The organism is Cupriavidus pauculus (assembly GCF_008801835.1).
Taxonomy (GTDB): Bacteria; Pseudomonadota; Gammaproteobacteria; order Burkholderiales; family Burkholderiaceae; genus Cupriavidus; species Cupriavidus pauculus.
Map to the genome: position 1 here is coordinate 1 of NZ_VZOW01000029.1, position 25980 is coordinate 25980.

Annotated in this window: 21 protein-coding genes; 15 read left to right on the forward strand and 6 right to left on the reverse strand. The window is 65.3% G+C overall.

Annotated features, from left to right (window positions below):
• The coding region (locus tag F7R19_RS22770; RefSeq protein ID WP_150982102.1) for a M20/M25/M40 family metallo-hydrolase at positions 1-1233 on the forward strand (1233 nt) is incomplete at its 5' end.
• A 114-nt stretch (positions 1234-1347) separates the two neighbouring features.
• Here F7R19_RS22770 and F7R19_RS22775 read toward each other — a convergent pair.
• Positions 1348-2274: a LysR family transcriptional regulator gene (locus F7R19_RS22775; RefSeq protein WP_061957044.1), complete on the reverse strand. Its 927-nt coding sequence runs from the start codon at positions 2272-2274 to the stop codon at positions 1348-1350.
• A gap of 370 nt (positions 2275-2644) precedes the next feature.
• Between F7R19_RS22775 and F7R19_RS22780 the strand changes: the two genes are divergently transcribed.
• From F7R19_RS22780 to F7R19_RS22820, 9 genes are all read left to right on the forward strand, one after another.
• Positions 2645-3520 (forward strand): alpha/beta hydrolase, encoded by an 876-nt coding sequence (locus tag F7R19_RS22780; protein ID WP_150982103.1) that lies wholly within the window; start codon positions 2645-2647, stop codon positions 3518-3520.
• Between the two features lie 226 nt (positions 3521-3746).
• Positions 3747-4985, forward strand: a complete 1239-nt coding sequence (locus tag F7R19_RS22785) for an efflux RND transporter periplasmic adaptor subunit (RefSeq protein WP_061957042.1) — start codon at positions 3747-3749, stop codon at positions 4983-4985.
• A gap of 102 nt (positions 4986-5087) precedes the next feature.
• Positions 5088-8279 carry an efflux RND transporter permease subunit gene (locus F7R19_RS22790; RefSeq protein ID WP_150982104.1) on the forward strand — a complete coding sequence of 1064 codons (3192 nt, stop codon included), beginning with the start codon at positions 5088-5090 and terminating at the stop codon, positions 8277-8279.
• A gap of 11 nt (positions 8280-8290) precedes the next feature.
• A complete protein-coding gene (locus tag F7R19_RS22795) occupies positions 8291-9775 on the forward strand; it encodes an efflux transporter outer membrane subunit (RefSeq protein ID WP_150982105.1) in 1485 nt (494 codons plus the stop codon).
• 123 nt (positions 9776-9898) lie between these two features.
• Complete coding sequence (locus F7R19_RS22800) at positions 9899-10306, forward strand: hypothetical protein (protein WP_223506184.1); 408 nt, start codon at positions 9899-9901, stop codon at positions 10304-10306.
• Between the two features lie 50 nt (positions 10307-10356).
• The gene (locus F7R19_RS22805; RefSeq protein ID WP_150982106.1) at positions 10357-10818 is read left to right on the forward strand and encodes a DUF2127 domain-containing protein; all 462 of its coding nucleotides are present in this window, start codon (positions 10357-10359) and stop codon (positions 10816-10818) included.
• A gap of 113 nt (positions 10819-10931) precedes the next feature.
• Complete coding sequence (locus tag F7R19_RS22810) at positions 10932-11222, forward strand: antibiotic biosynthesis monooxygenase family protein (protein ID WP_061957038.1); 291 nt, start codon at positions 10932-10934, stop codon at positions 11220-11222.
• 49 nt (positions 11223-11271) lie between these two features.
• On the forward strand, positions 11272-11910 hold the full coding sequence (locus tag F7R19_RS22815) for a CDP-alcohol phosphatidyltransferase family protein (RefSeq protein WP_061957037.1): 639 nt from the start codon (positions 11272-11274) through the stop codon (positions 11908-11910).
• 175 nt (positions 11911-12085) lie between these two features.
• Positions 12086-13201: an NADH:flavin oxidoreductase/NADH oxidase gene (locus F7R19_RS22820; protein WP_150982107.1), complete on the forward strand. Its 1116-nt coding sequence runs from the start codon at positions 12086-12088 to the stop codon at positions 13199-13201.
• Between the two features lie 494 nt (positions 13202-13695).
• Here the strand turns inward: F7R19_RS22820 and F7R19_RS22825 are convergent, their stop codons facing one another.
• The 5 genes from F7R19_RS22825 to F7R19_RS29875 all read right to left on the reverse strand — a co-directional run bounded on the left by F7R19_RS22825 (position 13696) and on the right by F7R19_RS29875 (position 19649).
• The gene (locus F7R19_RS22825) at positions 13696-15147 is read right to left on the reverse strand and encodes an aldehyde dehydrogenase family protein (protein WP_061957035.1); all 1452 of its coding nucleotides are present in this window, start codon (positions 15145-15147) and stop codon (positions 13696-13698) included.
• Positions 15148-15297: 150 nt separating this feature from the next.
• Positions 15298-17112: an ATP-binding response regulator gene (locus F7R19_RS22830; RefSeq protein WP_150982108.1), complete on the reverse strand. Its 1815-nt coding sequence runs from the start codon at positions 17110-17112 to the stop codon at positions 15298-15300.
• A 12-nt stretch (positions 17113-17124) separates the two neighbouring features.
• Positions 17125-17757, reverse strand: a complete 633-nt coding sequence (locus F7R19_RS22835; protein WP_150982109.1) for a response regulator — start codon at positions 17755-17757, stop codon at positions 17125-17127.
• 328 nt (positions 17758-18085) lie between these two features.
• A complete protein-coding gene (locus F7R19_RS29870; protein WP_170292642.1) occupies positions 18086-19240 on the reverse strand; it encodes a chitinase in 1155 nt (384 codons plus the stop codon).
• A gap of 34 nt (positions 19241-19274) precedes the next feature.
• Positions 19275-19649, reverse strand: a complete 375-nt coding sequence (locus tag F7R19_RS29875; RefSeq protein ID WP_170292637.1) for a hypothetical protein — start codon at positions 19647-19649, stop codon at positions 19275-19277.
• A 117-nt stretch (positions 19650-19766) separates the two neighbouring features.
• Between F7R19_RS29875 and F7R19_RS29880 the strand changes: the two genes are divergently transcribed.
• The 5 genes from F7R19_RS29880 (at position 19767) to F7R19_RS22860 (ending at position 25978) form a co-directional block, all read left to right on the forward strand.
• Positions 19767-20015: a hypothetical protein gene (locus F7R19_RS29880; RefSeq protein WP_170292638.1), complete on the forward strand. Its 249-nt coding sequence runs from the start codon at positions 19767-19769 to the stop codon at positions 20013-20015.
• Between the two features lie 308 nt (positions 20016-20323).
• The gene (locus F7R19_RS22845; protein ID WP_150982111.1) at positions 20324-22612 is read left to right on the forward strand and encodes a glycosyl hydrolase family 18 protein; all 2289 of its coding nucleotides are present in this window, start codon (positions 20324-20326) and stop codon (positions 22610-22612) included.
• Between the two features lie 83 nt (positions 22613-22695).
• Positions 22696-23115 (forward strand): type II secretion system major pseudopilin GspG, encoded by a 420-nt coding sequence (gene gspG, locus F7R19_RS22850; RefSeq protein WP_157779685.1) that lies wholly within the window; start codon positions 22696-22698, stop codon positions 23113-23115.
• Entirely contained in the window at positions 23112-24314 is a 1203-nt protein-coding gene (locus tag F7R19_RS22855) for a type II secretion system F family protein (protein ID WP_223506182.1), read from the forward strand. The genes gspG and F7R19_RS22855 overlap by 4 nt, the downstream gene beginning before the upstream one ends.
• A gap of 5 nt (positions 24315-24319) precedes the next feature.
• The gene (locus tag F7R19_RS22860) at positions 24320-25978 is read left to right on the forward strand and encodes a GspE/PulE family protein (RefSeq protein ID WP_223506180.1); all 1659 of its coding nucleotides are present in this window, start codon (positions 24320-24322) and stop codon (positions 25976-25978) included.
• Positions 25979-25980: the final 2 nt, after the last annotated feature.

Consider the following 25980-nt stretch of genomic DNA (forward strand, 5'->3'; position numbering starts at 1 on the left):
GCCGCCGCGCTCACGCTGGCGGGCCATGCCGCCCTGGCCGCCGCCCCCGGCGCGCCCGATGCCGCGCTGCTGGACGCCGCGCGCGCCGCCCAGCCGGCGGTCGTGCAATCGCTCAAGGACATGGTGTCGATCGAATCGGGCAGCGCCAACATCGAAGGGCTGACGCGCATGGCCGACTACACGTCGCGCCGCCTGCAGGCGCTGGGCGCGAAAGTGGAGCGCCTGCCGATGAAGACCAGCGCGGCGCCGATGGTCAAGGCGACGCTGACCGGCACCGGCAAGCGCAAGATCATGCTGATCGGCCATATGGACACGGTCTATCCGGCAGGCATCCTCGCTACGCAGCCGCTGCGCGAGGACGGCAACCGGCTGTACGGCCCGGGCATCGCGGACGACAAAGGCGGGCTCGCGGTGATCCTCCACTCGCTGGAGATCCTCAAGGCGCAGGGCTGGAAGGACTATGCGCAGATCACGGTGCTGTTGAACCCCGATGAGGAAATCGGCTCGGGTGGGTCGGGCGATACCATCGCCGCGCTGGCCGCGCAGCACGATGTGGTGCTGTCATGCGAGCCCAACGTGGCCAAGTCGCTGGCGAAGTCGGAATCGCTGCTGCTGGCCGCGGCCGGCACGGCCACGGCGACCATGCAGGTGAAGGGCCGTGCGTCGCACGCGGGCGCCGCGCCGGAACTCGGCCGCAATGCGCTGCTGGAACTGGCCTACCAGATGCAGCAGACGCGAGACGTGGCCAGCACCGTGCCGGGCGCGCAGATGAACTGGACGCAGGCTAAGACCACCGGTCCGTTGAATCAGATCCCGGAAAGCGCGAGCGCCGTCGGCGATGTCCGCGTGACCGCGCCAGGTGCCGCGCAGAAGCTGCAGGCCGCGCTGCAGGAAAAGGTCGCCTCCGGCCATCTGATTCCCGATACGCAGACCTCGGTGGCGATGGAAGAAGGGCGTCCGGCCTATGTGGCCGACGCGCGCTCCAAGCAACTGGCGGCGCGTGCGCAGCAGATCTACGCGGAACTCGACAATCGTTCGCTGATCCTGATTCCGGGCACCGGCGGCGGCACCGATGCGGGCTATGCGGGGCAATCGGGCAAGGCGGTGGTGCTGGAAAGCTTTGGCCTGTCCGGCTTCGGCTATCACGCGCGCGACGAATATGTCGAACTCGATTCGATCGTGCCGCGCCTGTACTTGATGACGCGCCTGCTGCAGGACATCGGCAAGCAGTGAGCGGGCGCGGAGGCCGTCTGCTGCAACGGCAGGCGGCCTCCGGTCCGGCGTTTTCCGCAATTTTTTTCGCAGCGCTTTCGGCTCTGGTTCCGCGGTCCTTGCGCGTGCTGACAGTCAGGCCGCCAGTTGCTGCGGCGCGGTGCCGAAATGCGGATGCCGCGAAAAGATCTCCGCGGCCCAGTTCACGAACACGCGCACCTTGGCCGACAAATGCCGATTCTGCGGATACATCGCCGAGATCGGCAGTTCTTCGGTTTGCCAGTCGGTCATGACTTCCACCAGCCGGCCGCTATGGATGTAGGGCTCGGCCATTGCGCGCGAGATGCGGGCGATGCCATGGCCTTCCAGTGCGCAACCTAGATAGACATCGGCGTCGTTGGTGGAAATCACCGATGGCAGCAGCACTTCCGTGCGCTCGCCGCCGCGGATCAGCGGCCACGGCGTTTCGCGTCCGGTACGGTTGGACAGGAAGTTGATGGCCTTGTGCTGGGCCAGCTCCGTCAGGTCGTTGGGCGTGCCGAAGCGCCGCAGGTAGATCGGCGATGCATAGAACGCCAGGCGCACCTGGCCGATGCGCCGCGCCACCATCGATTCATCGAGCGCGCCCACGCGCAGCACCACATCGACACCTTCCTTGAGCAGATCGATCGGCTTGCCGTTGATGGTCAGCTCGAGTTTCAGTTCGGGATAGGCGTTGACGAAGTCATGCAGCTGCGGCAACAACACAAGCTGCGCCAGCCCGCTCGTGGTGTCGACCGCCAGCGTGCCGCGCGGCGAGTTGTTGTGGCGCGTGAGCGATTGCTCCGCCTCCTCCACGTCCGCAAGAATGCGCACGCAGCGCTCGTAATAGGCGGCGCCGTCCGTGGTCACGCTGATGCGCCGCGTGGTCCGGTGCAGCAGCTTGACGCCCAGGTGCGTTTCCAGATTCTGGATCAAACGGGTGAGCGTGGCCTTGGGCAGGTCCAGGGACTCCGCGGCGCGCGCAAAACTGCCGACATCCACCACCCGAGTGAATGCCTGCATTGAGACAAGACGATCCATGATGTTGCTTTCGAAAGGAGTAAGACCGGGGCTACGTTCCGAAGGATTGTCTGGCGGGACTGGGTCCGCTGCATGTCAAGTGCGCGGCCTGGCTTTGCTGCCGGCGGTCCGCCAGTGGCGGCCGGAGCGGGGACGGGTGGAGTGTGGGGGCGCCGGCGTTTGCGCTGTTTCCCCAAGTGCGCAGATGCCGAAGGACCGGAGTGAATCACATTTCCGCTATCCATTTCAAGCGGTGTGGTTTCACTTCGCCGATTATTCCAACCCAGAAACAGTGCGTTGGCAATAGCTCGCTTTATCCCACCGTTGTCAATCACCATAATTCGCTGCATCGCAATACATCATAGACGGCCTTGACGGTCGCCCCGAGACCATGACAAAGACCACGAATCCCCGTAGTTCCGCCGCACCGTCGGCCGCAGAACAGGGCGAAGCGTACGTGGTGCAGCACGTGGTGCAAAGCGGCGAGCGCGAAATCAAGGTGTGCGTGTGTTACCCCGCAGGTTATTGGCCGGTTGCCGCTGGTACGCCATTGTTGCCGTGGCTGGTCTATCTGCATGCGGGCGGTTTTTTCGATGGCGGCGTGGAAGCGGCCAAGGAACTGGCGCGGGATCTGGCGGAGTCGGTCCCGGCCGTGGTGGTGACCCCGGGCTACTCGCTGGCCCCGGAAAACCCGTTCCCGGCGGCGCCCGAAGATGCGGTCAATACCGTGGTGTGGGCGTTGAAGCAGGCCAAGAAGCTGAAGATCGAGAAACTGCGCTTTGCGCTGGTCGGCGAAGAAGCCGGCGGCAATCTGGCGATCGCCACCGCGCAGATGTTGCGCGACCGCGGTTTGCCGCAGCCCGCGGGGCAGTGGCTGATTCGGCCGGTGACCGATCCGTGCCTGCAGCATGCGTCCACTACGGGCCAGGTGCCGATGGAAATGTTGCAACGCCTGGCGTGCAACTATCGCGACTATCTGCCGACGCCGGCAGCGAGCGTGCATCCGTATGCGGCGCCGGCTTTGGCCTCGCGGCTGGCGGGCCTGCCGCCCACGCTGGTGCAGGTGGCCGAACGCGACGCGCTGCGCGCCGAGGGCGAAGCCTTTGCTGCAAAACTGGTCAAGGCGGGCATCCCGTCGAAGACCCTGATCATGCCCGGCGCCTGCGGCGACGGGGTGGAACAGTCCCATGAGATGTGTCAGGCATGGGTCAAAGAGGGCGCGCGGTTCCTGCGCGAAAGTTTCGCGAACACCGACGACGCCTCGTAATCCGGTCCGAACGCCGGCCGCTACCGGGCATGCATTGACGGTAACGGATTCTCCAGCCAGCGCCCTTTGAGGCTGGCCGCTGTAGTGGCATAGCCCCGTCCATCCCGGACGGGACGAACCCTTGCATTTCCCCGTTTTCCGGCCTTTTGCGCCGGCGGGAAGCGTTCGGCCCGGAATTTTGCTTTTCCAGTTGAAGAAACCCGACGAAAACACGGAGTGAAGAAAGATGAACGACAAGTCTCGACGCACGCTGATCGCCTTTGCCATCGTGGCAATCCTTGGGGCGGGCGTGGCAACCTCGGTATTGCGCCCCTGGCACGGCGGGGAAGCGCAGGCCACCACGCCGCCGCCGGCCGCGGCCGTGGAAGTGGCATCGGCAGTGGGCCAGACCATCACCGAATGGGATGAATTCTCGGGCCGCATCGAAGCGGTGGATCGCGTGGAAATCCGGCCGCGCGTTTCCGGCACGATCGAAACCGTGCATTTCCGCGAAGGATCGATCGTGAAGAAGGGCGATCCGCTGTTCACCATCGATCCGCGTCCGTACGCGGCCGAAGTGGCGCGCGCCGAGGCGGCGCTGGCGGCCGCGCAGGTGCGCGCATCGCACGCCCAGTCCGAAAAGGCGCGGGCGCAGCGGCTGCTCGACGACAACGCGATTTCGCGTCGCGAATTCGACGAGCGGATCAACACCGCCAGCGAGACCGTGGCCGACGTGCGCGGCGCGCAGGCCGCGCTGGAAGTGGCCAAGCTGAACCTGGGCTACACGCGCATCGTCGCGCCGGTCTCGGGCAAGGTGTCGCGCGCCGAAATCACCGTGGGCAACCTGGTGGCAGCGGGCGCGGCGTCGCCGCCGCTGACCACCGTGGTATCGGTCTCGCCGGTGTACGCCAGCTTCGACGTCGACGAACAAAGCTATCTGCGCTACACGGCGCCGGGCGCGGGCGGCGGCAAGAACGACTTGCCGGTGTTCCTGGGACTGGCCAACGAGGACGGCAATCCGCACAAGGGCAAGATCCATTCGATCGACAACCGGCTCGATACGCGCAGCGGCACGATCCGCGTGCGCGCGGTGTTCGACAACGAGGACGGGCGCCTGCTGCCAGGGTTGTACGCCAAGGTCAAGCTCGGCGGCGGATCGCCGCACCCGGCGGTGCTGATCAACGATCGCGCCATCGGCACCGACCAGGGCAAGAAGTACGTGCTGGTGGTGGACAAGGCCAACAAGCTCGGCTATCGCGAAGTCGAACTCGGGCCGACGTACGATGGCCTGCGCGTGATCCGCAAGGGTCTGCAGCCGGGCGAGAACATCGTCGTGAATGGCCTGATGCGCGTACGCCCCGGCGATACCGTTGCACCGAAGCCCGTGTCGATGGCATATCGCAGCGAACTTGAGCCACGCGGCAACACGCCGGACCGCAAGCAGGCCGCGGACGACGTGAAAGCCGACAAGGCCAAGGTCAGCTAAGCGCCGCGCCCTCACAGACAGAACAGCCATCCTTCCCCCTGCATTTGCCTATGGCGTCCGCTTCGGCGGACCGCCAGGGGGAGCGCTTTCGCCGAGACCAAGATGAATCTCTCGAAATTCTTTATCGATCGCCCCATTTTCGCGGGCGTGCTGTCGGTGCTGATCTTCCTGATCGGCGCCATCTCGATGTTCAAGTTACCGATCTCGGAGTACCCGGAAGTGGTGCCGCCGTCGGTGGTGGTGCGCGCGCAGTTTCCGGGCGCCAACCCGAAGGTGATCGCCGAGACCGTGGCCACGCCGCTGGAGGAGCAGATCAACGGCGTCGAGGACATGCTGTACATGAACTCGCAGGCCAACAGCGACGGCACGCTGACGCTGACGGTGACCTTCAAGCTGGGCACGGACCCTGACAAGGCGCAGCAGCTGGTGCAGAACCGCGTCTCGCAGGCCGAGCCGCGCCTGCCCGAAGACGTGCGCCGCCTGGGCATCACCACAGTCAAGAGCTCGCCGGACCTGACCATGGTGGTCCACCTGGTCTCACCGAACAATCGCTATGACATGACGTATCTGCGCAACTATGCGCTGATCAACGTGAAGGATCGCCTCGCGCGTATCCAGGGCGTGGGCCAGGTGCAGATGTTCGGCTCGGGCGATTACTCGATGCGCGTGTGGCTCAATCCGGACAAGATCGCCGAACGCCAGCTGGCGGCCTCCGACGTGGTGCGGGCAATCCGCGAGCAGAACGTTCAGGTGGCGGCCGGCGTGATCGGCCAGTCGCCGTCGCTGCCGGGCACCGACCTGCAATTGTCGGTCAATGCGCAGGGCCGCCTGCAGAGCGTCGAGGAGTTTGGCGACATCATCGTCAAGACTTCGCCCGATGGCGTGGTGACGTACCTGAAGGACATCGCGCGCATCGAGCTGGGCGCATCGGAATACGCACTGCGCTCGCTGCTGGACAACAAGTCCGCCGTGGCGCTGCCGATTTTCCAGGCGCCGGGTTCCAACGCGATCCAGATCTCGGACGACGTGCGCAAGACCATGGCCGAGCTCAAGCAGAACATGCCCGAAGGCGTGGACTACAGCATCGTCTATGACCCGACGCAGTTCGTGCGCCACAGCATCGAGGCGGTGACGCATACGCTGTTCGAGGCCATCGCGCTGGTGGTGCTGGTGGTAATCCTGTTCCTGCAGACCTGGCGCGCGTCGATTATCCCGCTGCTGGCCGTGCCGGTGTCGATCGTCGGCACGTTCGGCCTGATGCATGCGTTCGGCTTCTCGATCAATGCGCTGAGCCTGTTCGGGCTGGTGCTAGCAATCGGTATCGTGGTGGACGACGCGATCGTGGTGGTGGAAAACGTCGAGCGCAACATCGAGGAAGGGCTCTCGCCGAAGGAAGCCACCTACAAGGCGATGCGCGAAGTGAGCGGTCCGATCATCGCTATCGCGCTGACGCTGATCGCCGTGTTCGTGCCGCTGGCGTTCATGACCGGCCTGACCGGCCAGTTCTACAAGCAGTTTGCGCTGACCATCTCGATCTCGACGATCATCTCGGCGTTCAACTCGCTGACGCTGTCGCCGGCACTGTCCGCGCTGCTGCTCAAGGGCCACGATGCACCGAAGGACTGGCTCACGCGCGGCATGGATCGCGTGTTCAGCAAGTTCTTCGCGCGTTTCAACCGTTTCTTCGGCCGCAGCTCCGAAAGCTATGGCCGTGGCGTGACGGGGGTGATCCGTCGCAAGGGCTCGGTGTTCGGCGTCTACGCTGTGATGCTGGTGGCCACCTGGGGCGTGTTCCAGATGGTGCCCAAGGGCTTTGTGCCGGCGCAGGACAAGCAGTACCTGGTGAGCTTTGCCAAACTGCCTGACGGTGCCACGCTGGACCGCACCGAGGACGTGATCCGCCGCATGTCCGAGATCGCCCTCAAGCATCCGGGCGTGGAATCGGTCGTGGCGTTCCCGGGCCTGTCGATCAACGGTTTCACCAACAGCCCGAGCGCCGGCATCGTGTTCGCCACGCTCAAGCCGTTCGACGAGCGCAAGAGCAAGGAGCTGTCGGGCAATGCGATCGCCGCGGACCTGAACAAGCAGTATGCGTCGATCCAGGACGCGTTCATCGCCGTGTTCCCGCCGCCGCCGGTACAGGGCCTGGGCACCATCGGCGGGTTCAAGATGATGATCGAGGACCGTGCCGCACTGGGCTACGACGCGCTGTTCGATGCGACCAACGCATTCATGACCAAGGCGCGCGCCACGCCCGAACTGGCTGGCATCTTCAGCAACTACCAGGTCAACGTGCCGCAGCTTGACGTGCAGCTCGATCGCACCAAGGCCAAGCAGCTTGGCGTGCCGGTGACCGACGTGTTCGAGACGCTGCAGACGTACCTCGGCTCGGCCTATGTGAACGACTTCAACAAGTTCGGCCGTACGTATCAGGTGAAGGTGCAGGCCGATGCGCAGTTCCGTCAGCACGCGGAAGACATCCTGCAGCTGAAGGCGCGCAGCGCCAGTGGCGAAATGGTGCCGCTGTCGTCGCTGGTGCGGGTCAAGCAAAGCTTCGGTCCGGACAGCGTGATCCGCTACAACGGCTTTACCGCCGCGGACATGAACGGCGGCCCGGCGCCCGGCTTCTCGTCGGGACAGGCGCAGGCCGCTGCCGAACGGATCGCTGCCGAAACGCTGCCCAAGGGCATCGGCTTCGAATGGACCGAGCTGACCTATCAGGACATCCTGGCCGGTAATGCGGGTGTGTGGATCTTCCCGCTGTGCGTGCTGCTGGTGTTCCTGGTGCTGGCCGCCCAGTACGAGAGCCTGACGCTGCCGCTGGCCGTGATCCTGATCGTGCCGATGAGCCTGCTGGCCGCGATGACCGGCGTGTGGCTGACGCGCGGCGACAACAACATCTTCACGCAGATCGGCTTCATCGTGCTGGTGGGGTTGTCCGCGAAGAACGCGATCCTGATCGTGGAATTTGCGCGCGAGCTGGAACATCACGGGCGCACCGTGGTGCAGGCCGCGATCGAAGCCAGCCGCCTGCGTTTGCGCCCGATCCTGATGACGTCGTTCGCGTTCATCATGGGTGTGGTGCCGCTGGTGGTGTCCACGGGCGCCGGCGCCGAGATGCGTCATGCGATGGGCGTGGCGGTGTTTGCCGGGATGCTGGGCGTGACGTTCTTCGGCCTGTTCCTGACGCCGGTGTTCTACGTCGCGCTGCGCCTGCTGGCCACGCGCAAGCAGCGCCGCGAGGCGTTGTCCGGCGACGCATCGACCACGCACGCCGTGCCGTCCGCAGAATGATGGTGAAAGACATGAATAACAACGTGATGAAGCAATATCTGCCCAGGCTTGCAACGTTGGCTGCCGCGCTGGTGCTGGCGGGCTGCTCGCTGGCGCCGACCTACAAGGTGCCCGACACGCCCACCGCATCGACCTTCAAGGAAGCCGACGCCGCCGCTGCCGAGGGCGCGCAATGGAAGACCGCCACGCCGGCCGAGGGCCAGCATCGCGGCGACTGGTGGAAGGTGTTCGGCGATGCCGATCTGGACCGCCTGATCGAAGCGGCCAACGCGCATAACCAGGACCTCGCCGCCGCCGCGGCGCGGCTGAAGCAGGCGCGCGCGTTCACCGGCGCCACCGAGGCCGACCTCTATCCGCAACTGAGCGTGGGCCTGGACCCGACGCGCACCCAGCCTTCGGCCGCATCGCAGGGCCTGCCCGACGGCTCGCGCGTGCCGGCGCAGACCGTGCTGAAGGCGCGCGCGTTTGCCAGCTACGAGCTCGACCTGTTCGGGCGCGTGGCCAGCAACGTCAACGCGGCGCGCGCCGAAGAGAAGGGCGCCGAGGACCTGTATCGCTCGGTGCAGCTTGCGCTGCAGGCGGACACCGCACAGGCGTATTTCGCGCTGCGCACGCTCGATAGCGACCGCGAACTGCTCAACGCCACGATCAAGCTGCGCGAGGACGCGCTGTCGCTGCAGCGCAAGCGCTACGACGCGGGCGAGACCACCGATCTCGATCCGGCCCGTGCCGAAGCGGAGCTCGGCACCGCGCGCGCCGATCTGGCGGGCATCGAGCGGCGTCGCGCCAATCAGGAACATGCGCTGGCGGTACTCACCGGCGTGGCGCCGTCGCAGTTCACGCTGGCGGCCAGGCCGTTCGACACCGCGCCGGTGGCGGTGCCGGCCGGGCTGCCGTCCGAACTGCTGGAGCGTCGCCCCGATATCGCCGCGGCCGAGCGCCAGATGGCCGCTGCCAATGCGCGCATTGGCGTGGCCAAGGCGGCGTTCTTCCCGCGCATTTCGCTGACGGCGCTGTTCGGCTTTGAATCGGCGGACCTGTCGAACCTGTTCAAGTGGTCTTCGCGCACGTGGATGCTGGGGCCGCTGGTTGGCACCACGATTGCGCAGACCGTGTTCGACGGTGGGCGCAACAGCTCGAACCTGGCAGGCGCGCGCGCCGCGCACGAGGAAACCGTGGCGCGCTACCAGCAGACCGTGCTGGTGGCGTTCCGCGAAGTCGAGGACAGCCTGGCCGATGTGCGCTGGCTCAGCCAGCAGGGCGCGGCGCTCGACAGTGCGCTGGCCGGCGCCCGACGCGCCCAGCGCATCTCGCGCAGTCGCTACGACGCCGGCGCGGTCGATTACCTGACCGTGATCGACGCCGACCGCACGGTGCTGCAATCGCAGCGCGACGCCAATGCCGTAGCGGGGCTGCGTGCGGCGGCTACTGTCTCGCTGGTGCGCAGTCTGGGCGGCGGCTGGGGTCCGTTGCCGGAGAACGTGGCAAAGAACTGACGTCCCCCTCACGCAGGCGCGTTGAACACGCGCCTGCACGGCGAGCCGCCAAACTTCACTGGCGCGTTGCTTCCAGAGACCTACACTGGATGCATCGCGCCAGTTTCATTTTGGGGGGCTGACATGCGCACGAATTCCGCGATGGGCGTCGCGGCAACCTTGCTCGCCGTCCTCGGCGCCGCGTTGCCCCCAACTTCGGTGGCGCAGCCAAGTACCGTCGGCTCGATCGCCGTGGGCGGCTCCACACGCGTGAACGGACCGTTGACCGTGAATGGCGCGCTGAGCGTCGGTGGCCACGTCTATGCCAATGGCCCGATTACCGCGGCATGGTTTGGTACGCCGGGGCGCGGTTATCCGCCGCCGCCCGAACGCTCGCTGCTCAAGGTGTTTCACGGCCCGCTGACCGTGCAAGGATCGATGGTGGTGCACGGCGATCTGCATGTCGAGGGGCCATTGACTGTCAACGGCCCGCTCGAAGCGGCGGGCGGTATCGACGCAAGCGGCCCGATGGTGGAGCGCCAGGCACGCTGATGTAGCACAATGGCGGCTTCGTCGACTACCTCGAGTTCTTCGATTCCGCCATGGCTCATGCCAGTTCGCCACTGGGCCTCAAGAGTATTGCCCTGTTCGAAGCCGCCAAGGGCGTGCTCGTGATTCTTGCCGGGCTCGGTTTGATGGCACTGCTGCACAGCGATGCGCAGGCGTTTGCCGAAGCCATCGTCGGGCGCTTTCACCTGAATCCGGCCAGCCACTATCCAAAAGTCTTCCTGGCGCTGTTTGCGCATCCTTCCGACGGCCGCCTGTGGGCGATCGGCGGGTCGGCCGCGGTCTATGCGCTGATGCGCTTTTCCGAAGCGTACGGCCTATGGCGGGGCCGCGCGTGGGGCAACTGGCTCGGCGTGTGGTCGGGTGGCATCTATATTCCGGTGGAACTGTACGAAGCCGTGCGGCATCCCACCGCCATCCATATCGGATTGGCGATCGCCAACGCGCTGGTGGTGCTGTACCTCGTGCAAAGCCTGGCGCGGCACAAGGTGAACTAGTCCCCGCATTTCCGAGCTGGTCAAATCTGCTAAGGTAGAACGCGTCGCGGCGCGCACGGTGGTGCGCCGCTTTGTCAGACAGGCACCGATATCAACCGCCATAGAGACCCATCATGATTCACGAAATTGCACAGATCACGATCAAGCCCGGCATGGAGGCGCAGTTCGAGGCTGGCGTGACCCAGGCCAAGCCGCTGTTCCTGCGTTCGCGCGGCTGTCACGGGGTGAACCTGCAGCGCTCGATCGAACAGCCGTCGCAGTACACGCTGGTGGTGGCCTGGGAAACCGTGGAAGACCATATGGTTCACTTCCGTGAATCGGATGAATTCCAGGAATGGCGCAAGCTGGTCAGCGACTGCTTTGCTGCCGCGCCGGCCGTGCATCACGTCAACACGGTGCTTTGATTAACGCGGGCGCCCCGCTGCGGGCGCCCAGGCACAAGGAGCCTGAGGCATGTCCACGCCCCACCCGCGCCCCCGCCATTTCTCGATGCTGCGCGATCTGCAACTGGCGGATTTCTTCACGCTGGCCAATGCGGCGTGCGGCATGGGTTCGGTGTTCTACGCGATGTACTTCGTGGCGGACCCTTCGCTCAAGCTTTTCTACATTGCCGCGGCACTGGCGCCCGCCGCATTCATCTTCGATGTGCTGGACGGGCGTATCGCGCGCTGGCGTCACCAGCATTCCGCACTGGGACGCGAACTCGATTCGCTGTCTGACATCATCTCGTTCGGCGTCGGACCGGCCACGCTGGCCTTCGCGGCCGGCATGCGCGGCGGCTGGGATCTGGCCGCGCTGATCTATTTCGTCTGCTGCGGCGTGAGCCGCCTGGCGCGCTTCAACGTCACGGCAGAAAGCCTGGCTGGCGATTCCGCGTCCGGCAAGGTCAAGTATTTCGAGGGCACGCCGATTCCCACCAGTGTCGTGCTGACCGGCGTGCTGGCATGGTGCGCGTCGCATGGGCGCATTGGCGATGCACTGCCCGGCGGTGTACTCGAGATTGGCCCCGCGATATTGCATCCGCTGGCGCTGCTGTTCGTGCTGAGCGGCTCGCTGATGATTTCAAAGACGCTGCGGATTCCGAAATTCTGAGCGCCTGGCGCGCATCGCCGCGCGCCATCGGCGGGATATTCCACACCAGGGGCAGGGTCAGCGCGGTTTGCCAGCCGCGACTACAATCGACTGACCCATATTCGGCCGGCCGCCGCGGCGCCCAGCGGGCGGTGCGGGTCATTGAAACCCCACAAGCGACAGAAGGAATATCCCCATGCCTCATCTCTTCGATCCATACCGGATCGGCAACCTCGAGCTAGCCAATCGCATCGCCATCGCGCCGATGTGCCAGTACTCGGCGCAAGAGGGCTCGGCTACCGATTGGCACATGATCCATCTGGGCCATATGACGCTATCCGGCGCTGGCCTGCTGATCATCGAAGCGACGGCCGTATCGCCGGAAGGACGCATCACGGCCGCCGACCTCGGGCTGTACAACGACGCCAACGAAGCCGCGCTGGGGCGCGTGCTCGATGCGGTGCGCAGGTATTCGCCGATCGCCGTGGCGATGCAGCTCGGGCATGCGGGACGCAAGGCATCGAGCCAGGCGCCGTGGGAAGGCGGCGCGCAGATTCGTCCCGACCAGCCGTCCGGTTGGCAAACCGTGGCGCCGTCCGACGTGCCCCACGCACCTGGCGAAGCACCGCCCATCGCGCTGGACAAGGCGGGTATGAAGAAGATTCGCGATGATTTTGCCGCGGCGGCCAGGCGTGCGGCGCGTCTCGGTATCGAAGGCATCGAAGTGCATGGCGCGCACGGCTATCTGCTTCATCAATTTCTTTCGCCGATTGCCAATCATCGCACCGATGAATACGGCGGCAGCCTGGAAAACCGCATGCGTTTTCCGCTCGAAGTGTTCGATGCGGTGCGCGAGGCGTTTCCCGCGGAGCGGCCGGTGTGGATGCGCGTGTCGGCCACCGACTGGGTGCCGAACGGCTGGGACATCGACGGCACGCTCGCGTTGTCGCATGCATTGAAGGCGCGCGGTTGCGCCGCCGTGCATGTCAGCACGGGTGGCGTCTCGCCGCAGCAGGCCATCAAGATCGGTCCCGGTTACCAGGTGCCTTACGCGCAGCGCGTCAAGGCCGAAGTGGGGCTGCCGACGCTGGCGGTCGGGCTGATCACCGAAGCCGAGCAGGCCGAGGCCATCATCAGCAACAACGAGGCCGACGTGATCTCGATTGCGCGTGCGATGCTGTACGACCCGCGCTGGCCCTGGCACGCCGCCGCCAAGCTCGGCGCACAGGTCGATGCGCCGAAGCAGTACTGGCGCTCGCAGCCGCGCGGGCTCGAACACCTGTTTCGCGATGCGCATTTCGGGCAGCGCTGATCGCATCGGGCAAAACTCTCCTTGACACGACCGTTCGCGCGCGGCGGTGCCGCCGCGACGGCGATATCGCAACGCAACATTGAAGCAGCCGCTGAAAACGAAGGGATTACCATGATTGTCGCGTCCCGTTGATGGCGCGACCATCGCCGCAATAGATTGCAGTGGGCAGTACCTCGGGCGCCCCAAACCAGTCCGCCCGTCATCACAGAAGTAGTCGAAGAACGCACTCTGGGAGACATCCATGCAAGTCTATGACGGCCTCGTTTTCGGTTGCGCAATGATATTGGTGTGCATGTACGCATACCTGGGCGTGCAGTCGCAAAGCCTTGCGCTGAAATACGTGTCGCCCGCCGTGGTCGGGGCGCTGGCGCTGATCTATGCGCTGCTACCGATGCGCATGATCGGCTGAGCCGCGCGCGCCACCCGCGCGGCGCGCAAAAAAAATCCGCTCGCGCGCGATACGCGAGCGGTTGCGTGCGCTGTCGCGCGCCGCGTCAGCGCAGCGACAGCCAGATCGCCTTCGGCTCTGTGAAGTTCTCGATCGCGGCGTCGCCGTGCTCGCGGCCCAGGCCCGAATCTCCCGCGCCGCCCCACGGCAGGCGCACATCGGTATAGCCATAGGTGTTGATCCACACGGTGCCGGCGCGCAATTCACCGGCCACCTTGTGCACGCGCGCGATGTCCGCGCTCCACACACCGGCCGCCAGGCTGAATGCGGTGCCGTTGGCAATGCGCACCGCATCGGCCTCGTCGTCGAACGGAATCACGCTGGCCACCGGTCCGAAGATCTCTTCCTGCGAAATCCGCATTTCGTGTTCGACGTTGGCGAACACCGTGGGCTCCACGAAGAAGCCGCGCTCGCCGATGCGCTTGCCGCCCGTCACGGCGCTGGCGCCTTCCTTGTTGCCGATATCGACATAGTCGAGCACGGTCTTCATTTGCGCGGCCGATACGAGCGGACCCATGGTGGTGTCCGGGGCCGCCGGGTCGCCCACGCGAATCGCGCGGGCGCGCGCCGCCAGGCGCTCCACGACTTCGTCGTACACCTGCCGTTGCGCGAGGATGCGCGATCCGGCCGAGCACACCTGCCCCGCATTGAAGAAGATGCCTGACGCCGCCGCGCGCGTGGCGGCGTCGATATTTGCATCGGCAAAGATCACGTTGGCCGATTTGCCGCCCAGCTCCAGCGTCACCCGTTTGAAATTAGCCGCGGCGCCTTGCATGATGCCGCGCCCCACGCCGGGCGATCCGGTGAAGGTGACCTTGTCGATGCCCGGATGCGCGACGATGGCGTTGCCCACCACGCTGCCCTTGCCGGTCACCACATTGAATACGCCGGGCGGAACGCCAGCCTGCAATGCCAGTTCCGCCACGCGCAGCGCCGACAGCGGCGTGATCTCGGCAGGCTTGACGATCAGCGTGCAGCCGCAGGCCAGCGCCGGCGCGATCTTCCACATGCCGATCATCAACGGGAAATTCCACGGCACGATGGCGCCGACCACGCCCACCGGCTCGCGCACCGTATAGGTCAGCGCATCGGGACGGGCGGGAATCACGCTGCCGTGGATCTTGTCGCACCAGCCGGCGTAGTAGCGCACCGTGTCGATCACGGCTGGCAAGTCCTGCCGGCGCACGGCGGCCAGCGGCTTGCCGGCATCCTGGCTTTCCAGCGTCACCAGCTCTTCCGCGTGATCCTCCAGCAGATCCGCAAAGCGGTTCAGGATGCGCGCGCGATCGGCCGCGCGCATTCCGGCCCAGCCCTTGAGCGCGGCGCGCGCCGCGCGCACCGCGGTATCCACGTCGGCCTCGCTGCCCTGCGCCACCAGCGCGAGCGGCGCTTCGGTCGCCGGATTGATGTCGGTGGTATAGGCGCCGGTGCCGGGCGGCACGCGCTGGCCGTCGATCAGCAAATCGTGCTTCGGCAAGTCTGATGGGGATGCGGACATGGGAAGGCTCCTCGCCTGGGTCTGAAAGACGTGCGTGTTGGCCGTGCAGGATTGGCTCGCTTTGTCTTGCAGTGTGGTGGCGGTGTCTACCTAAGTCCAATTAATAGGAATGATCCATTCATACAATTTCTGCATGAATAGCGGTTGGCCTTATTGTTCGGCGGCGTGCCATTCGCTGTTGCGCATCAGATGGCTGATCGCGGCGCGCAGGTCGGCCGGGACGACCGGCTTGTGCAGCAGCGCGGTGCCAGCGGCATGGGCGTGACGCAGGCGGTCTGCGGCGGTGTCGCCGGTGATGACGATGGCGGGCACCGGCTGCCCCAGGCGCCGGCGGATCGCCTCGATCGCCGCATGGCCGGTGCGGTGCCCGCGCAGCCGATAGTCGGCCAGGATCAGGTCTGGCGTGAAGCCGTGGTCCAGCATTGCCAGCGCGTCATCCTCGGACTCGGCCACGCGGCATACGCAATTCCACACCGCCAAAAGCTCGGCCATCGCTTCGCGGATCGCCGCATCGTCGTCGATCACCAGGACGCGCCAGCCGTCCATGCGGATCGGCGTGCCAGCCTGCGCGATCTCTTCAGGCTGCTGCCACGCCAGCGGCAGGCGCAGCCGGAACACCGAGCCGCGCTCGGGCACGGAACCCAGCGTCACCTGCGTCTGCATCGTGCGCGCCAGCCCATCGACGATGGCCAGCCCCAGGCCCAGGCCCTTGCGCTGGTCGCGTTCGGGATTGCCGAGCTGGTGGAATTCGCGAAAGATCGCCTGGTGCTGTGCGGCGGGGATGCCGATGCCGGTATCCCAGACTTCCACGCGCGCCTGCATCCGCCAGCGCCGGCATGCCACCAGCACGCCGCCCGAGGTGGTGTAGCGGATCGCGTTGGCAATCAGGTTGCGCAGAATCAGCTCGACCAGCGTCGGATCGGCATACAGCGTGGCCGTGGTGTCGCGCGTGCGATAGACCAGTCCACGCGCGTTGGCCTGCGGCGCGAATTCGTTTTCCAGCTTGTGCAGCAACGGCTGCAGCCGGAACGGCCGCGGGCGCGATGTCACCACGCCGGCTTCGAGCTTGGAAAAATCGAGCAGCGTGTTAAGCATTTCACGCGCCGCATCGGACGACGCTTCGATGTGGTCCAGCAACTGGCGCTGGTGCGCATCCAGCGGCGTGCGGCCCAGCGACACCAGAAACAGCCCCAGCGCGTGCAGCGGCTGGCGCAGGTCATGGCTGGCCGACGCCAGGAAGACCGATTTCGCACGGTTGGCTTCCTCGGCCTCGCGCTGGGCGCGGCCCGCGCGCGCGGTTTGATCGCGCAACTGCGAGATCAGCTCGACGTTTTCGAATCGCAACGCGATCGAATGCCGCGCCACGCGCGCATAGTTGCGCGCAAACACGATCAGCACGAACAGATAAAGCGGGGTGCCCAGGAACATCGGCAAATAGGCGACGTCGCGCGTGAGCAGGAACACGGCCCACACCGGCAGGATGGCCGGAAGGAAGAAGCCCACCGCGACAGGCAGGCAGGCCGAGAACACCGCCAGCGCGGCGGCGCTCATCCCGGCGATCAGCGACAGCACGCAGATCACCTCCGCGGGCGAGCGGATGTCCAGATACAGCCAGCCTGCCAGTCCCCACAGGCTGCCGATCAGCACCAGCACGGCGGTCATGGCGCGCGCATAGGCGCCGCAGCGCGCCTCGGTCAGGCGATCGAACACCGCGAGTCTGCCGATATGCGCCAGCGCGCACAGCACGGCCATCGCCGCGGCCCACGGCAGCGCGCCAGGATGACCGCCGGTCAACGCCAGCCCCGCGCCGAGGATGATCGCCGCGAGCGAACAGCCGAGCATCGCCATGCCGAAACTTTGGTCGATCAGCTCCATCTGCGCGGACAGCAGGCGCGGTTCGTCGTAGCGCGGCAGCAGCGCAGCCAGCCCGTGCAGGAAGCGGCCAGCGAGCGGTGGCAGCGCCATGATCGGCCGCACTCAGCGCTGCGCCTGCACCAACCCGCGGCGCTGCGCTTCGAGAATGGCCTCGACGCGGCTGACCACGCCAAGGTGGTCGAGAATCGCCGCCACATGCACGCGCACGGTGTTCTCGGACAGGCCAAGGTGATAAGCGATCACCTTGTTGGAGCGTCCCAGGTTGAGCTGGCCCAGCACTTCGAGCTGGCGCGGCGTGAGGTGGCTGGGCTGATAGGCATCCGCGCGCAATGGGGCGGCCGGCTCCACGGCAAAGTGCGTGCCGCCGGCCAGACAACTGGCTATCGCCTGCTCGATCTCGCGCGCATCGGCGGATTTGGAAAGAAAACCGGCGATCTCGCGCCGCGCGTCGGGCGCAATGCCGTCGATGCCCGAAGTGCCCGACACGATCACAATGCGCGCGGTGGGAAAGTGGCGGCGCAATACCTTGATGCCTTCGATGCCATTGAGCCCGGGCATCTGGATATCGAGCAGCACGATATCGACCGTTTGCTGGCCGTGCTCCTGCGTGGCCTGCATCACCGACCCGGCCTCGAGGATCGATCCGACGCTGGGGCTGTCGGCCAGCAGCAGCTTGAGTCCGGTGCGGAACAGGGTGTGGTCGTCGATCAGCAGCAATCTGGCGCGGGCGGACATGGGAGGCGGGCAATGTGCGGGGGGCGGCATAGGTCAGGATTGGACTGGATTCCCGCCCGCTTGTCCATGCCTGCCCGCCCTACGGTATCGCGAGTAGTCCGGAAAGATTATTGGCGGCGTAGCACCCGGATGCCAGCATCGATCCGTGGGCAATTTCCGCGACTTGTCCATACCACTTTATCTACCCGCTCCCTCCCGGCTGCGGGTATTTTTTTTTCGCCGGCGGCAAGCCGGTGGCGCTGGTGGCCCGGGGCAGGCCATGTCCAGTGATTCCGCCCCGGGCCGGCGCCATGCTACCCACCCCATCAAACCAGTCCGCCTTGCGGCGCTATTTCAGTTTCACGTTCCATTCGGTCTCCACGCACTTGACGTAATCGCCGGGGATCAGCGCGCTGAACTTCTCCTGATAGTTGACCAGCATGCAGCGATATTCCTTGCCCTCGTGCCAGTCCTTCACCCAGGTGGTGTCCACCGCCGCGCTGCCGCGATCGGAGAACTGCTTCATGCCCGCGCACCCCAGTACTTCGTCCGGCGGCACCGTCACGCCAAGCTCCTGGGCGAACGCCTTGTAGTACTTGATCCGATTCTGCGATTGCGCGATTTCCGATGAGCCGCCGCATTCCACGCCGCCGTTGATGATCATGGTTGTCACGCCGAACCCGGGCACCAGCTTGCTTTGCTTGTCGACCGAATTCGGTTGCCAGCTGCCATCGAGCACGCTCTGCATCGACGGCTTGGGCGGCTGCGGATACATGAAGAAGAACACGGCCGAGGCCAGGTTCAGCCAACTGGTGGCCACGCGGTCCGGATCGTTGAGCAGCACTGAGGTGTCGCCGTACATCACCTGCGAGAAGCTGCCGTAGTTGTAGTTGTACGAAAGCTGCTTGGCGCCGCGCCCGTAATACTTCTTGAACGATCCGTCGGCGTTCTTGCCGCAGGCGTAAAGCTGTCCCTGCCAGATGTCGGGTTTGCATTCGGCGTTATAGCCGCATCCGGCACCGGTCTCGCTGCAGCCCATCTCGCGCACCCAGTGCAACGCCTGCCGGAATTCCGGGATGTCGGAATGGATGTCGTGTTCGCCAGTTTCCTGCGCGAAGTGGGCGAACATCGTGGCCAGTGTCTTGCGGCAGATCGCATCGGCGTTGCGGCCGTCAGTGTAGTCGGCGCACACCGCCGGGAACTTGGCGATGGCCTGCAGGAAGGCGCGATAGGTGTAGGCCGGATCGCGACGCGGGAACAGGAAATTCCATTTCTCCTCGGTGACGATCTTTTCCACGCGCTTGACGTTGGGCGGATTCGACGACGCGCCTGCGCTCGTGGCTTCCACCACGGCGTTGCTGGCGGTGCGGATCGATTCCTTGATGGCTTCGAGCTGCGGCGTATTGGTCAGCGTCTTTTCCACCGCTTCCGCCTCGGCGCGCGTGGGCGCCGGCACAGTCGGCGGCGGCGGGGTAGGCGTGGGTGTCGGTGCGGGCGTCGGCATCGGCTCGGGCGCCTTCTGCGGATCGCAGTCGCCGCTAGCCTCCCACGGGCCGCCATCGAGCGGCGTCGTGTTGTTCGAACTGCCTTGCGTCCACCACTTGGCGCGGTAGTTCTTCGCCTGGTACGAGGCGACGTTGTTCTCCGTGTAGATCGTGGTCCGGTTCCAGGACGGATAGCAGCCCGGCTTGCCGGCGGCCGGTGAAGGCGCTGGCGCTGGTGCTGGCGATGGTGCGGGTGCGGGTGCGGGTGCGGGTGCGGGGGCCGGTGTAGGCGCCGGTGCTGGCGTGGGCGAAGGCGAAGGCGCTGGCGTCGGTGCTGGCGTCGGTGCTGGCGATGGCGATGGCGATGGCGATGGCGTAGGCGTAGGCGTAGGCGATGGCGTAGGCGCCGGCGTTGGGACGCTGGCGCACTCGCCCTTGTCCTCCCACGGACCCCATTGTTCGGTGCCCGGCACGTTGTTCTTCGTCCACCACTTGTTCTGATAGACGCGCCCGTTGTAGCCCACCAGGTTCCCTGGCGTGGGGTAGGTGGCCGACGCGCTCCACGCTGTCGGGCATGGTGCGGCCGCTGCAGGCGAGGCCAGCACCGACAGCACGCAGCCGGCAGTGACGCCGGCAATGGCATTCAGGGAAATCGGTGGTCGCACGCTGTTTCCTCCTTGCAGTATTTGTTCGCTGATCGACGCGGTCATTACGGGTATGAATTTAATATGGATTGGCCCGGATATTCGATCTGGCGATCATGCATGTTTTTACGATGCGCCTTCAACTATTTGAAAAGCGCCGTCAATATCGCGGTCAGATTTTTAATAAATAAATCACCGTGTGGGTCGTGCGTGACTGCGCGGTTAAATATTTAATTTCGTTGGAAAACGGCCATGATGCTTGGTTTCCGGCGGATTGAGGCATCCGTTTCTGACAGCTTCAAATGCCCCGTGCGGCGGAAATAATTAGCTTGCCTCACTTTGTTATCTGGCCTACTTGTATAGCGCCGGCTCAAATGTGTTGGCGCCAAATTGAAAAGTTTGTTCCTGTAATTATCAAGGAATCAGGCTTTCGCGTAATAGAAAACACGAGGTGAATTCATGCGATATTATCGAAGAGGCCGACTTTTCGCGGCGACAGCCATCGTACTGGCGGCATACGCAGTCTGCGCATCGGCGGCTGACTGGCAGGACGGCGCGTCCTACACGGCAGGCACGACGGTGACCTACCAGGGGCGCAACTACCAGGCGATCCAGAGCCATACAGCGGCAGCGGGAGCCGGATGGAATCCGGCAGCGTCGCCAACACTGTGGCGCGATACCGGCCCGGCCGCTGCGATGGTTTCCACCGTCAGGCTGCCTGGAGACGTCGCCACGCGGGCTGCCGCCCCTGCGCCCGATTGCGCCGTCGAATGGTCTAGCGAGATGGCCTATCAAGCGCCGGGCGCCGTGGTCAGCTACAACGGCCACAACTACCGCAACAATTGGTGGACCAAGGGCAATACACCGGGCGCTGAACAATGGGGACCGTGGGAGGACAAGGGGGCTTGCGAAGGCGGAGCGTCGCCTTCGCCCGCACCGGCCCCGGCACCGGCACCGGCACCGGCTCCGGCACCTGCACCTGCACCTGCACCTGCACCTGCACCAGCACCGGCACCGGCACCGGCACCGGCACCAATTCCGACGCCATCGCCATCTCCGGCGCCAGGCCCATCGGCTGGCACATGCCCTCCCGAATGGTCGTCCGCCACCGTCTATGCCACGAGCGGCACGCAGGTGGCGCGCAGTGGGCGCGTCTACCGTAACAAGTGGTGGACCTCGGGTGACGATCCCTCGTCCACCGGCCAATGGGGCGTGTGGGAGGATATTGGCGCGTGCGACGGTGGTGCTGCACCAGCGCCCGCTCCGGCCCCCGCACCGGCCCCTGCACCGGCGCCCGCTCCGGCCCCCGCACCGGCCCCCGCACCGGCCCCTGCACCGGCACCAGCACCGGCACCAGCACCGGCTCCGGCCCCCGCTCCCGCTCCCGCACCTTCACCGGCGCCGAGCCCGTCGGCGGGCGGCAAGGAAGTCGGCGCGTATTTTGCGCAGTGGGGCATCTACGGGCGCAACTACAAGCTCAAGGATGTCGACAGGTCGGGCAGCGCGCAGCAGCTCACGTTCATCAACTATGCGTTCGGCAACATCTACCAGAAGAACGGCGGCTATGAATGCGGCATGGTCAACAAGCTGGAACCCGGTGCTGCGGATCCCAACGCGCCTGATGCAGGCGAGGGCGGGGACTCCTTCGCGGATTACGGCAAGGGCTTCACGGCCGCAGAATCGGTGGACGGTGTTGGCGACAGCTGGTCGGGCTCCATGTCCTGGGATGATCCGCGCACCGGCAAGGTCGGGCCGCTCAAGGGCAACTTCAACCAGCTCAAGAAGCTCAAGGCCAAGCATCCGCACCTGAAGGCGTACATCTCGCTGGGCGGCTGGACGTGGTCCAAGTGGTTCGGCAAGGCCGCCTCGACCGACGCACTGCGCAGGCAGCTGGTAGCGTCCTGCATCGACCTCTACATCAAGGGCAATCTGCCGTTCGACTCGAGTGCCAATGCAGGCGGTGAAGGCACGGCGGCCGGTGTGTTCGACGGTATCGACATCGACTGGGAATTCCCCGGTGGCGGTGGCCAGCCGTACAACGTCGTAGAGCCGAACGACAAGGCCAACTACACGCTGCTGCTGCAGGAATTCCGCAGGCAGCTCGATGCCTACGGTGCGCAGACCGGCAAGCACTACGGACTGACGGTGGCCATCGGATCGGGCGGCGACAAGATCGCCAACACGGATCCGGCCGAGTACAGCAAGCCGCTCGACTGGATCAACATCATGTCCTACGACTTCCACGGCGGCTGGGAGCCGTCCGGTCCGACGGACTTCCAGTCCAACCTGTACCTGAACCCGGACAGCCCCAACGCGAAGACGGAAAACAGCCGCACCTACAACGTGGACGCTGCCGTGAAGACGCTGCTGGCCAGGGGCGTGCCGCCTTCGAAGATCGTGGTGGGCATTCCGTTCTATGGACGCGGCTGGACCGGCGTGCCACCGGGACCGAACGGCGACGGGCTCTACCAGAGCGCGGCAAAACCGGCGCTGGGCACCTACGAGGCGGGCATCGAGGACTACAAGGTGCTCAAGAGCCGGCCGGGCACGGTACGCGAGCATCCGGTCACCAAGCAGTCCTGGAAATATGACGGCACCAACTTCTGGTCCTACGACACGCCCACCACGGTGCGCGCCAAGGTGGACTACGCACGGCAGAACAACCTGCGGGGCGTATTCGGCTGGGAACTGGACGGCGACACCGCCGATGGTGAGCTGATCAACGTCATGGGTGAAATGCGCAAGTAGTCCGTCACGACTCTTCATGCGAGGCCGCTATGTCAGCACGCAACACCAGGGCGCCAGGGCGTCACGGCATGTCAGGCAGGTTCATGTCTTACCCGCTGCATCGGGGCGGCTTCACGTTGCTGGAGCTGCTGGTGGTGCTGTTGATCATCGCGCTGCTGGCGGGCTATGTGGGCCCCAAGCTGTTCGGTGAAGTGGGCAAGGCCCGTACCAAGACGGCGGCCTCGCAGATGAAGAGCATTTCGAGCGCACTGGACCGGTATCGGCTCGACACGGGCAAGTACCCGAGCGCCGAGGCCGGTCTCAAGGCGTTGATGGTCAACGAAGGGAACGCGCCGGGATGGGATGGTCCCTACATGACCAACGAAATCCCGCCGGACCCGTGGGGCAGGCCGTACGTGTACCGCGTGCCGGGCGAAAACGGCAAGGACTATGACCTGCGGACCCTGGGCGCCGACGGCAAGCCCGGCGGCACGGGCGAAGACCAGGATGTCGTTGCGCAATGACCTCGGGAGCCATGGTGGTGCGATATCGCGTGAGGGTCGATGGCGAAGGGGGAGAGCAGCAGGTGGAAGTTGTCGCGGACGACGAGGACCACTTGCGCACCATCGTCGCCGAGATGGGCCTGCAGATCGTCGAGGCCACGCCGGTCAAGCATGCGCTGCGCATCCGCCTGCGCAAGCAGGTATTCGAACGCTCGCTGTTCACGCAGGAACTGATCGCGCTGCTGGAAGCCGGGCTAAGCCTGGTGGAAACGATCGAGACGCTGCGCGACAAAAGCAAGGAGGGCATCAACCGCACGGTGTTCCAGCGCATCGTGAGCGCGCTATATGAAGGACAGCCGCTGTCGAAGGCGCTGGAGCGGCTGCCCGACGAATTTCCGCCGCTTTACGTGGCGACCGTGGCGTCGGCCGAGAAGACCGGGCATCTTGCCGAAGCGCTCAAGCGCTACCACCACTACGACGCCCGCATGGCGACGGTGAGAAAGAAGGTGGTGTCGTCGATGGTGTACCCGTCGATCGTCATTGCCACGGGGGCATTGATCATTCTGTTCCTGGCGTTCTACGTGATCCCGAAGTTCAGCCAGGTGTTTGCATCGATGAAGAACATTCCGTTCTCCGCCCAGGTGATGCTCTGGTGGGGAGAACTCGTGGAACGGCACGGCACGATGCTGCTGGCCGGCATGGTGGCAAGCATTGCGGCGATCGTCATGGCATTGAAGAACGCGCGGGTGCGTGCATGGTTGATCGGCGGGCTGATGCGCTTTCCCGCGCTGGCCACTTACCAGCGTCTGTTTGCGCTGACGCGCTTTTATCGCACGCTCGGCCTGCTGCTGGCCGGCGGCATGTCGGTGGTGGCGTCCATCGAGATATCGGCGCAATTGCTGCCGCGCGCCATGCAGGACGCGCTGTTGCGCGCATTGACGGACATCCGCGGCGGCAAGGCGCTGTCGAATTCGCTACGGGCCGCCGATCTGACCACGCCGGTCGCCGAACGACTGATTCGCGTGGGCGAGCAGAGCGGCGAGGTGGCGGCCATGATCACGCGCTCCGCCGAATTTTGCGACGAAGAACTGGATCGCGCGATCGATACGTTGATGCGCGTAGTGGAACCGGTGTTGATGTTGGTGGTTGGCGGCATTGTCGGCACGGTGATTTTCCTGCTCTACATGCCGATCTTTCAACTGGCTGGCAGTGTGGGGTGACCATCGTGAATACGGAAGACGCAGTGCACGCCGAAGCCGCCGAGCCGGCCGACACCCGGCCGATGCAGGCCAGGATATGGGACGAAGCGGGCGAGGACGCCCGCGAGTATCTGCGGCGCGTGACCGCGATGATCGGCCTGCGCGGCATCGACGCGCACACACTGGCGCAGCTTGCGCCCCAGTTCGACCTGTTGCCGTATGCGGAGGCGGTGTCACGCCACTGCGTGCTGATGCGCGACGAAAACGCGCGCCTGCTGCTGGTGCTGGCCGATCCGTTCGACGGCAACGTGCGCGTCTGGGCGATGCAGCGCATCAAGCGTGTGTTCGCCTTCGCATGCTGCGTGCCGTCAGATCTTTTCGCGTACATGGCCGTCCATGAAGGCAGCCAGCAGGCGCTCAATCCCGTCAATGTCGGCGAGGGGCAGGCTGCGGTGGCCGACACCGGCATCGAGATCACGCTGGCGACGCTGGCGAGCGACGTCAATCCGGTGATCCGGCTGGTCAATTCGTCGCTCTATGACGCGCTCAAGGCGCGCGCCTCGGACATCCATATCGAAAGCACTGCCACTGGCCTGATCATCAAGTACCGCATCGACGGGGTGCTGCAGACCACCGCCACGGCGTCCGGGCTGGATATGGCCGAGCAGGTGCTGTCGCGCATGAAGGTGATGGCCGAGCTCGATATCGGCGAGAGGCGCGTGCCGCAGGACGGCCGTTTCAAGGCGTTCATCAATCGGCGCGAGATCGATTTTCGCGTGTCGATCATGCCGTCGATCCATGGAGAGGACGCCGTGCTGCGCGTCCTTGACAAGCAGCGCGGCGAACAGGGTGCCGGAGAATTGCGGCTCGATTCGATCGGTCACGAGCCCGACATCGTCGAGGCGATCCGCGCCGTCGCGCATGAACCCTATGGCCTGATCCTGGTGACCGGCCCGACCGGCTCGGGCAAATCCACCACGCTGTACGCCACGCTTACCGAAATCAATACCGGCGAGGAAAAGATCATCACCATCGAAGACCCGGTGGAGTACGAGCTGAACGGCGTGCTGCAGATTCCGATCAACGACAAGAAAGGCCTTACCTTCGCGCGCGGGTTGCGTTCGATCCTGCGGCACGACCCGGACAAGATCCTGGTCGGCGAGATCCGCGACGGCGAAACCGCTGGCATTGCAGTGCAAGCTGCGCTGACCGGTCACCTCGTGCTCACCTCGGTGCATGCCAACAACGTCTTCTCGGTGCTGGACCGGTTCCTGCACATGGGCGTCGACATGCACAGCTTTGTCGACGCACTGCTTGGCGCGGTCGCGCAGCGACTGATGCGCAAGAACTGTCCGCATTGCATCTGTGACGACGTGGCGCCCGACGATTCCATGCTGCGGATCTCGGCGCTGACACGCGATGCGGTTGCCGGCTGGCACTTCCGCCGCGGCGCCGGGTGCGACGCGTGCCGCCACACCGGCTATCTGGGACGCCAGCCGATTGCCGAGGTGCTGCGTCTGAACGACCGCATCAAGCAGTGTTTCCTCGAGCGTCGCCCGATCGTCGAACTCAAGCAGGTGGCCCGCGAGAGCGGCTTCATTCCGCTGCGGCATGTCGCGCTGCGGGCCGTTGCCGACGGCCGCACCACGCTTGCCGAAGTCAACCGCGTCACCATCGTGGAGTAATC

Excerpts from the sequence above, each read along its gene's own strand:
- F7R19_RS22855 (WP_223506182.1), top strand. The coding sequence starts at position 23,112 with ATGACCTCGGGAGCCATGGTGGTGCGATATCGCGTGAGGGTCGATGGC.
- F7R19_RS22780 (WP_150982103.1), top strand. The coding sequence starts at position 2,645 with ATGACAAAGACCACGAATCCCCGTAGTTCCGCCGCACCGTCGGCCGCA.
- F7R19_RS22845 (WP_150982111.1), top strand. The coding sequence starts at position 20,324 with ATGCGATATTATCGAAGAGGCCGACTTTTCGCGGCGACAGCCATCGTA.
- F7R19_RS22815 (WP_061957037.1), top strand. The coding sequence starts at position 11,272 with ATGTCCACGCCCCACCCGCGCCCCCGCCATTTCTCGATGCTGCGCGAT.
- F7R19_RS22825 (WP_061957035.1), bottom strand. The coding sequence starts at position 15,147 with ATGTCCGCATCCCCATCAGACTTGCCGAAGCACGATTTGCTGATCGAC.
- F7R19_RS22775 (WP_061957044.1), bottom strand. The coding sequence starts at position 2,274 with ATGGATCGTCTTGTCTCAATGCAGGCATTCACTCGGGTGGTGGATGTC.
- F7R19_RS22800 (WP_223506184.1), top strand. The coding sequence starts at position 9,899 with ATGCGCACGAATTCCGCGATGGGCGTCGCGGCAACCTTGCTCGCCGTC.
- F7R19_RS22830 (WP_150982108.1), bottom strand. The coding sequence starts at position 17,112 with ATGGCGCTGCCACCGCTCGCTGGCCGCTTCCTGCACGGGCTGGCTGCG.
- F7R19_RS22785 (WP_061957042.1), top strand. The coding sequence starts at position 3,747 with ATGAACGACAAGTCTCGACGCACGCTGATCGCCTTTGCCATCGTGGCA.
- F7R19_RS22790 (WP_150982104.1), top strand. The coding sequence starts at position 5,088 with ATGAATCTCTCGAAATTCTTTATCGATCGCCCCATTTTCGCGGGCGTG.
- F7R19_RS22835 (WP_150982109.1), bottom strand. The coding sequence starts at position 17,757 with ATGTCCGCCCGCGCCAGATTGCTGCTGATCGACGACCACACCCTGTTC.
- F7R19_RS22810 (WP_061957038.1), top strand. The coding sequence starts at position 10,932 with ATGATTCACGAAATTGCACAGATCACGATCAAGCCCGGCATGGAGGCG.
- F7R19_RS22820 (WP_150982107.1), top strand. The coding sequence starts at position 12,086 with ATGCCTCATCTCTTCGATCCATACCGGATCGGCAACCTCGAGCTAGCC.
- gspG (WP_157779685.1), top strand. The coding sequence starts at position 22,696 with ATGTCTTACCCGCTGCATCGGGGCGGCTTCACGTTGCTGGAGCTGCTG.
- F7R19_RS22805 (WP_150982106.1), top strand. The coding sequence starts at position 10,357 with ATGGCTCATGCCAGTTCGCCACTGGGCCTCAAGAGTATTGCCCTGTTC.
- F7R19_RS29870 (WP_170292642.1), bottom strand. The coding sequence starts at position 19,240 with ATGCCGACGCCCGCACCGACACCCACGCCTACCCCGCCGCCGCCGACT.
- F7R19_RS22795 (WP_150982105.1), top strand. The coding sequence starts at position 8,291 with ATGAATAACAACGTGATGAAGCAATATCTGCCCAGGCTTGCAACGTTG.